Source organism: Paenalcaligenes sp. (assembly GCF_030152715.1).
GTDB classification, from domain to species: domain Bacteria; phylum Pseudomonadota; class Gammaproteobacteria; order Burkholderiales; family Burkholderiaceae_B; genus Paenalcaligenes; species Paenalcaligenes hermetiae.
The window spans coordinates 1-4,281 of the sequence record NZ_JASLIX010000020.1 but is presented as its reverse complement, the minus strand read 5'-3'; the positions used below and the strand labels follow the sequence as shown (position 1 = coordinate 4,281).

Sequence of the window (4,281 nt, the reverse complement as noted above, 5' to 3'; positions counted from 1 at the left end):
GAAAACGAAGCCAACAATGGTCTAAAAAATGATCGCTACACCATTGCGATGGCACGTACCAACGACCCGCACTCTGCTACCGCACAGTTTTTTATTAACGTTGCCGATAACGATTTTCTTAACCACACTAATCCTACCCCTAATGGCTGGGGCTACGCGGTGTTTGGTAAAGTTGTCGAGGGCACCGACGTTGTAGATAGCATCAAAGGTGTTAAAACTGGGAACAAAGGCTTCCACCAAGACGTACCTGTCGAAGATGTCATCATCGAAAACGCTACCGTTGTTGAGTAAGCTGCAGCTTCACGGTACGGTCTGGATCGCCGCAGATATTCATTTGGGGCCACATAGCCCCAAAACGTCACAGGCTTTTTATCAGTTTTTAGATCAAGCCAAACAACACGCTGACGCGCTTATTTTATGCGGCGATATTTTCCACGCTTGGGTAGGGGCGGATCAAGCCATTGACCCTCCTGCCTGGCTGGCACACGCGGTGTATCATTTCCGGCATACGGCAATGGATTTGCCGATTTTTTTTATGCGCGGTAACCGTGATTTTTTACTGGATGGGCATTTTGCGCATTATGTTGGCGCACAGATGCTTGATGATCAGCTGATTTTACAGACAGATCATCATCGTCTTTTGCTAACCCATGGGGACGAGCTGTGTACCGATGACCAGCGCTATCAACGCTTTAGGCGGCGTGTGCGTAATAAAAAGCTCCAACGCTTTTTTTTGCGTTTGCCGTTAGCTTGGCGTGAGCGTATTGCCGGTGGACTACGTCAACAAAGCCAAAAACAACAACAATACTTACCGCAATCTATCACCGATGTGAACGAGCAAGCGTGTATGGATTTACTGCAGCAACATCACGAGCAGGTGTTAGTCCATGGCCATACGCACCGGCCGGCTTTGCATCGTCTGGAAAATGGCTTAAGTCGAATTGTATTACCCGACTGGGAATACGATCACAGCGAACCAAGCCGCAGTGGTTGGCTCGCTTTGGAAGCAGACGGTCAGATCGCTTTTCACCGCCTGCATCACCCTACCTTACGCTTTAAGCTTAAAAAATAATTAGTCTAAAGCTTCGGGCACAATGGTGCGTTGGATACTGCTATCCAATGATTCATAACCAAAATAGTTAATCAATTCGTATAGCTCGGCACGGGTTTGCATGTTTTTGACTTGCCCGGCGGCGGTGCCGGTTTGTTTGAGCTCATTGTAAAATGCTTCTTGTGCTTTGGCGGCAATGCGCAAGCTGGAAACTGGCCAGATCGCCATGGCATAGCCCATTTGCTCAAACTCCTGAGCGGACGTCTGTGGGGTACGCCCAAATTCTGTCATATTCGCTAATAGCGGTGCGTCGATGGCTTCGGCAAAAGCTTTAAACTGCTCGGCATCGGTTAGGGCTTCGGGGAAAATCGCATCGGCGCCTGCTTCGACATATTGACGGGCACGGTCAATGGCAGCGTCTAAGCCTTCGGTGGCGACGGCATCGGTGCGTGCAATAATACGCAAGTCGCGACGCGCCCGTGCGGCAGCAGCGATTTTCTGTGCCATTTCCTCGGCGGTGACTAGCTGCTTGCCGTTTAGGTGACCACATTTTTTGGGTAGAACTTGGTCCTCTAGTTGTACGGCGGCGACCCCGACGTCTTCAAGCTCGCGCACCAAGCGCATGGTGTTTAAAGCCTCTCCAAAGCCTGTGTCGCCATCCACTACCAATGGAATGCGTACGGCACGAACAATGGCGCGCGCACGGTCGACCAGCTCATCCATGGTAATCAAGCCTAAATCTGGCAAGCCCAACGAGGCCGTGAGCGCACCACCGGATAAATACAAAGCATCAAACCCGGCTTGGCGGGCTAATAACGCACCGATCGGATCATACGCACCAGCAATGGAAATAAACTCTTTTTTCTGCCATTTGTCGGCTAATTGCTGTCCTAAGCCTGTGGGTGTTGGTTGCTCTAACCATACCGCAGCGGCTTCATTTCGTTGTTCCATGATTTACTCCTAAAAAATAAGGTAGGTCTAAAATCCCACTCAAAGCTGGCTGACTAAGGCCTGCCAGCTAAACTGTAAATGGCGACGCATCAGCAAAGCGGCCAGTTCAGCATCCCCTGTTTGGATGGCTTCGGTGATGCGTTGATGCTCTACCAATGCCACTTGGCCTCGCCCCTGCACATTTTGATGCTGACGTCGCAATAACACGAGCTGGGGATAAAGCTCCTGTGTTAGGGCTTTGATTAATAAAGCATTCCCACTCAAATGAGCGACCAAACTATGAAAGTCACTGTCCCCATGCTGAGGGGCATACGCCCCCACGGGGTGTAATGACATGGTGTCAGCATGCGCCGCTACCAAGCGTGCAATACGCTCTTTGCCTAGGTCATCGATGCGCTGAGCGGCTAAAAACGCGGCCTCGGATTCTAAGGCGGTTCTAAATTCGTACAGGTCTCGCGCCTCGTTCTGCGTAATCACCCGCACGCTTGCTCCCACATTGGGAGTAACCGTCACCAAGCCCATGCTCGCCAAATGGCGTAACGCCTCTCGGACTGGACCTCGGCTCACTTTGAACTGCTCTGCTAAGGCGACCTCGGCTAAACGCTCCCCCGGTTTCAGTGCCCCACATAGAATGTTTTTATAGAGATTGTCTACAATCTGCTGAGATGAGGCCCCATGCCGATTATCGTGCTTTGTCAACAATCTACCCCCTTTTCTCTTTATCATGCTGATTAAAAGCAAAAATATAGCACTATTGTCTACATAATTGAGCAAACTATGGGTAAACCCTTATTGTCTCTGTGGCACCATAACCATTCAAATAAGGTTATTAGCTACATATTGTTAACATCTTTGGATGCTACGCATCGGAGTGATTATGTTTTTAAGAAAAATGAAATCTTGGGCATCGGGCCTGTTTTTAGGGGGCGCTCTTTTACTGGCTGGGATGCCGGCTCAGGCGGCTGACAACTGGCCAAATAAGCAAATCACCTTTGTGATTGCTTTAGGTCCAGGCGGCTCAGCTGACCGTACTGCACGACTCGTAGCTCAACGCATGCAAGATGAGCTTGGGGTACCCATTCGCGCCATTAACCAACAAGGTGGCGGTGGTCACGTAGGTCATACCTATTTTATGAATATGCCCAAAGACGGCAGCTTTTTCTTGTTCACCTCTATCCACCCCTATATCAGCAGTGCGATTTTGAATAAAAACGCCAACTATAAGCTGGATGATTTTGCTTTTATTAACGGGCAGTGGACTGATACGGACTTATTTGCCTTAAACGCTAAGCTTCCTTTCCAAACCTTAGACGAGTTTATGGATGCGGTAAAAAAAGAGCCGGGTAAATACCGTGTCAGTGTTGTCCCTGGGTCTACCGGCCATATCAATACGATTTTGTTATTGGAAGCCTATGGTTTACCCGCCGACGCCGTTAATATCGTGACGTATGAGTCTGGTGGTGCAGCGCGTACTGCCGCCGCAGGGGGGCAAGTCGATATGACCGTGCTAGCCGCCGATGGCAGTATTTCCATTAAAGAGTTTATTCGTCCATTGGCCGTGGCTTCTGATGAGCGTCTCGAGGACTGGGATGCACCAACGCTAAACGAAGTATTAACGGCACGTGGTTTAGATGCGGTCACGCCTTTGGTTGGCTCGATGCGTGGTCTTGCGGCTCATGCCGAATTTAAACAAAAACACCCCGAGCGCTTTGAAAAAGTCGCGCAAGCCTATCAAAAAGTGCTCAGTGACGAGGGTTTTAAAGCCCAGCTCAAAGAGCAGCGTATTGGTTCCGACTGGCTAGGTCCAGACAAAACTACCGAGATTATCGAGAGCAACTACCAAATTCTCGAACGCTTTAAAGATCAAATCTAATTTTGTTCCCGCACAGCAAGCGGCGTGTGTCGCTTGCTGATTCTTTTTTCAAAATAAAAGCCTACTATGCAACGTATATCAACAAGCCATCTTGTTTTTTTAGTTTTGGTGAGCGCTTGCGCCGTTTATTTAAACTGGAGCGCTATTAGTGCCTCTGCCACGCTTTTTAACCTAATTATTATTGTGCCCAGTGGTGCGCTTGTCCTTGGTCTGGCGGCTTTTATTTTGCTCAACACCAAGGATTCGACCTCGGCTGATACAGATGCCACGTCCAAACAAAAACAAAGAAAAGCATTGCTTGGTGACCTTTTGCTGCTCACGGTTTTTGCGGTGTTTTGCTTAAGCCTGACTACGGTGGGTTTTGATGTCGCTACCTTTTTATTTGTTTGGCTAGGTGTGGTTTTGG

6 protein-coding genes are annotated in these 4,281 nt (G+C 49.1%); 4 read left to right on the top strand and 2 right to left on the bottom strand.

Annotation, left to right across the window (positions count from 1 at the left end; all coding sequences use genetic code 11):
* A partial coding sequence (locus Q1V74_RS01165; RefSeq protein ID WP_300646690.1) for a peptidylprolyl isomerase occupies positions 1-291 on the top strand: 291 nt, incomplete at its 5' end.
* Entirely contained in the window at positions 257-1,072 is an 816-nt protein-coding gene (locus Q1V74_RS01160) for a UDP-2,3-diacylglucosamine diphosphatase (protein WP_300646688.1), read from the top strand. The genes Q1V74_RS01165 and Q1V74_RS01160, both read left to right, overlap by 35 nt.
* Here the strand turns inward: Q1V74_RS01160 and prpB are convergent, their stop codons facing one another.
* Together prpB and Q1V74_RS01150 are read right to left on the bottom strand one after the other, a co-directional pair.
* Positions 1,073-2,002 carry a methylisocitrate lyase gene (gene prpB / locus Q1V74_RS01155; RefSeq protein WP_260649132.1) on the bottom strand — a complete coding sequence of 310 codons (930 nt, stop codon included), beginning with the start codon at positions 2,000-2,002 and terminating at the stop codon, positions 1,073-1,075.
* Between the two features lie 39 nt (positions 2,003-2,041).
* Positions 2,042-2,704: a GntR family transcriptional regulator gene (locus Q1V74_RS01150; RefSeq protein ID WP_300646687.1), complete on the bottom strand. Its 663-nt coding sequence runs from the start codon at positions 2,702-2,704 to the stop codon at positions 2,042-2,044.
* Positions 2,705-2,879: 175 nt separating this feature from the next.
* On the opposite strand from Q1V74_RS01150, the gene Q1V74_RS01145 reads away from it, so the two are divergent.
* Both Q1V74_RS01145 and Q1V74_RS01140 read left to right on the top strand, forming a co-directional pair.
* On the top strand, positions 2,880-3,875 hold the full coding sequence (locus tag Q1V74_RS01145) for a tripartite tricarboxylate transporter substrate-binding protein (protein WP_300646686.1): 996 nt from the start codon (positions 2,880-2,882) through the stop codon (positions 3,873-3,875).
* A 108-nt stretch (positions 3,876-3,983) separates the two neighbouring features.
* The coding region (locus Q1V74_RS01140) for a hypothetical protein (protein ID WP_366524599.1) at positions 3,984-4,281 on the top strand (298 nt) is incomplete at its 3' end.

Coding starts and splice junctions, on each gene's coding strand:
- Q1V74_RS01160 (WP_300646688.1), top strand. CDS start 257: ATGTCATCATCGAAAACGCTACCGTTGTTGAGTAAGCTGCAGCTTCAC.
- prpB (WP_260649132.1), bottom strand. CDS start 2,002: ATGGAACAACGAAATGAAGCCGCTGCGGTATGGTTAGAGCAACCAACA.
- Q1V74_RS01145 (WP_300646686.1), top strand. CDS start 2,880: ATGTTTTTAAGAAAAATGAAATCTTGGGCATCGGGCCTGTTTTTAGGG.